We start from the raw sequence: 2,772 nt of genomic DNA, 5'->3' as shown, positions 1-2,772 counted from the left end.
CGCCGTCGTGGCGGGCGTACGGGCCGCGGCCGAGACCCTGGGGCTCGCCCGGGTCCGCGCCGCCCGGCACCGGGTGGAGCACGCCGAGATGCTCACCCCGAAGACCGTCGCCGCCTTCGCCGAACTCGGCCTCACCGCCTCCGTCCAGCCCGCCTTCGACGCAGCCTGGGGCGGCGGGGAGGGGATGTACGCCCGGCGTCTGGGCGCGGAACGGGCCGCCACGCTCAACCCGTACGCGGCTCTGCTGCGGGCCGGTGTGCCGCTGGCCTTCGGCTCCGACAGCCCGGTGACACCGCTGGACCCGTGGGGGACGGTCCGCGCCGCCGCCTTCCACCGGACCCCGGAGCACCGCGTCTCGGTCCGCGCCGGGTTCACCGCGCACACCCGGGGCGGCTGGCGGGCCGTCGGCCGCGACGACGCGGGCGTGCTCGTCCCCGGGGCACCGGCCGACTACGCCGTCTGGCGTACGGGTGACCTGGTGGTCCAGGCCCCCGACGACCGGGTCGCCCGCTGGTCGACCGACCCCCGCTCCGGCACCCCTGGCCTGCCCGATCTCACCCCGGGGGAGGCCCTGCCGGTCTGCCTGCGCACCGTGGTCGGCGGCCGGAACGTTCATGTGAGGCCGAACGAGTGACGTCGGGGCGTTCCGTACCGCCGATCGTAGGCGCGGGCACTCCGCGGCGGCTTTCGGCGCCCAGGCACTGACCAGGCGTTTTGAGCAGAAACCGCAGGTCGAACGGGTGTTGACAGACAGCGGCCGGGGGCCGGTAGGTTCGGCCGGGTCCACCACTGGACGTCCGGCCGGGCAGACCTCCACGCAGTCGTCGAACGCCGCTGGGTCACGGGGTGGTGTGCCGCACCGGCACACCACCACTGACAGCCAGGTTCAGCGCCCGCGCCTCGGGGGCGAGGGAAGGTCTCGTCCGGACGGCAGGTGCGACCCGGGTGGGGCCCGGCGGTTCAGTAGACAACGGCTTTCGGTCGACCCGCAGCCAGCGGGTCCCAGGTCGGCCCGAAGGACACCGGGCCCCCACCCGCAGTTCCGTCCCTTCTGCCCGCGTATCCGCGCTTCTCCCCGGCCCGGCCGGAGCGCCGTGACGACACCTTCCGACCTTGTCGGGGTCCGGCAGCCGCGCGCTGGATATGGTGTGCACCTGCGTACGGACATTAAGGGGCAGTAGTGAACGACGGCGGTCAGAGGCAGTTCGGCCCGCTCGGCAAGGTCTTGGTGATCATTCCGACCTACAACGAGGTCGAGAACATCAAGCTGATCGTCGCCCGGGTGCGCGCCGCCGTTCCGGAAGCCGACATCCTGGTCGCCGACGACAACAGCCCCGACGGCACCGGCAAGGTGGCCGACGAGCTCGCCGCGGGCGACGGCCGGATCCACGTGCTGCACCGCAAGGGCAAGGAGGGCCTCGGCGCCGCCTACCTGGCGGGGTTCCGCTGGGGCTCCGAGCACGACTACGGCGTACTCGTCGAGATGGACGCGGACGGCTCCCACCAGCCCGAGGAGCTGCCCCGGCTCCTGACCGCGCTCAAGAGCGCCGACCTGGTGCTCGGCTCGCGCTGGGTCCCCGGCGGCCGGGTCGTCAACTGGCCGCGTCACCGCGAGATGATCTCCCGGGGCGGCAGCTTCTACTCCCGGATGCTGCTGGGCCTCACCGTCCGGGACGTCACCGGGGGCTACCGGGCCTTCCGCACCTCGACCCTCCACGGGCTCGGCCTCGACGAGGTCGCCTCCCAGGGCTACTGCTTCCAGGTCGACCTGGCCCGGCGCGCGGTGGAGGCCGGCTACCACGTCGTCGAGGTGCCCATCACCTTCGTGGAACGCGAGATCGGCGACTCCAAGATGAGCCGCGACATCCTGGTCGAGGCTCTGTGGCGGGTCACGAGCTGGGGCGTCGCGGACCGCGCGGACAGGCTCCTGGGCCGTAAGAAGTCCTGACCGCCGCCGGTGCGCGGCCGGGCGCGGCCGGGCCCCCGTTCATGATCACCCCCCTTACGCCGTCCGGACGCGGGGGCAGGCACACTGGTGACATGACGACCGGCACTGAGCCCACGAACCGTCCACGACGCTCGCGCGCCCGCACCTTCCTGCCGTTGGCCCTCGCCGCCTGGCTGGTGCTGGAGATCTGGCTGCTCACCCTGGTCGCCGGGGCGGCCAACGGCTTCACCGTACTGCTGCTCCTGGTCGCAGGCGCCGTGCTCGGTGCCGCGGTCGTCAAGCGGGCGGGGCGGAGGGCCTTCCGCAACCTCACCGAGACGCTCCAGCAGATGCCCGGGCAGCCGGGCGCTCCGCCCACCGGGAAGCCCGCGGCCACCGGCGGCAAGGGCAACGGCTTCCTCATGCTGGGGGGTGTGCTCCTGATGATCCCCGGCATGATCTCCGACCTGTCTCTTATACACATCGACAGGGCCGGTACACCGAACGCTCGCTGGAACGCCGGATGCGGACGACGGCCCCAGGAGGCCTCTCGGACGCCTTCCAGCAGGCCAGGATGCACCGGCCGGACGGAAAGGTCGTCCAGGGCGAGGTCATCCGCGAGGACGGCACCGACACCCGCCGGGGCCCGGACGACGGGGCCGGGGACCAGCGGCCACCGCTCGGCCGCTGACGCGCCCCTTCCGGCCCCGGCCGGCCGCGTGCGCACGTGCGCCGGCACGGACCGCTCCCGGCGGCAGGGCGGCCACACCCGGCGGCCGGCGCGGGCCCCGGCCCACACGGCCCCGGTCGGGCGGACGGCAGAGAGCCGCGGGCCGTGACACCTT

Annotated in this window: 2 protein-coding genes and 1 pseudogene; all 3 read left to right on the top strand. The window is 73.8% G+C overall.

The features are described 5' to 3' along the window. The coding region (locus IH13_RS0115045; protein ID WP_037841408.1) for an amidohydrolase family protein at positions 1 to 634 on the top strand (634 nt) is incomplete at its 5' end. Positions 635 to 1,180: 546 nt separating this feature from the next. Next, entirely contained in the window at positions 1,181 to 1,948 is a 768-nt protein-coding gene (locus IH13_RS0115040) for a polyprenol monophosphomannose synthase (RefSeq protein WP_031084667.1), read from the top strand. A gap of 92 nt (positions 1,949 to 2,040) precedes the next feature. Beyond that, a pseudogene (fxsA, locus tag IH13_RS37535) lies at positions 2,041 to 2,618 on the top strand (FxsA family membrane protein). Positions 2,619 to 2,772: the final 154 nt, after the last annotated feature.

Origin of the sequence: Streptomyces sp. NRRL WC-3549 (assembly GCF_000721935.1) — a bacterium.
GTDB lineage: Bacteria > Actinomycetota > Actinomycetes > Streptomycetales > Streptomycetaceae > Streptomyces.
This window is presented reverse-complemented; position numbering and strand designations above follow the sequence as displayed.